The sequence below is a fragment of the Streptomyces winkii genome (genome assembly GCF_032248595.1).
Taxonomy (GTDB): Bacteria; Actinomycetota; Actinomycetes; order Streptomycetales; family Streptomycetaceae; genus Streptomyces; species Streptomyces winkii.
In genome coordinates this window covers 1-470 of sequence record NZ_JASTTH010000019.1, presented here as the reverse complement: position 1 = coordinate 470, position 470 = coordinate 1, and the positions used below count along the sequence as shown (strand labels likewise).

Sequence of the window (470 nt, the reverse complement as noted above, 5' to 3'; positions counted from 1 at the left end):
CTCCACCACCCACCGGGCAACACGAGCACCCAACGCACCCGTACCACCCGTCACCAACACCGACCCCCACGGCACCCAACCCACCGACCCACCAGTCGACACACCAGGCGACACACCGGTCGGCACAGCAGGCGGCACACCGGTCGACGACTCGACCCCCGTCTCAGACACAGCCTCCAGCTCGGGGACAGCCGGCGACGCCGACTCCCCTACAACCGCACCCAACTCGGTCGGAACCAGACGGCGCCCATACACACCCGACACACGCACCGCAACCTGATCCTCACCACCCCCAGCCAGCACCCCCGCCACACACGCCGCCAACTCCTCATTCCAGGCCGCCACATCCGCGGGCAGATCCACCAACCCACCCCAACGACGCGGCAACTCCAACGCCGCCACACGACCCAAACCCCACACCGCAGACTGCACCGGCGCCGACACCACATCCCCCGGCACCGCCACCACAG

At 69.1% G+C, this 470-nt stretch carries 1 pseudogene; it reads right to left on the bottom strand.

Annotation, left to right across the window (positions count from 1 at the left end):
• Window positions 1–450: pseudogene (locus tag QQM67_RS30750) on the bottom strand (hypothetical protein); the annotation flags it as partial.
• Window positions 451–470: the final 20 nt, after the last annotated feature.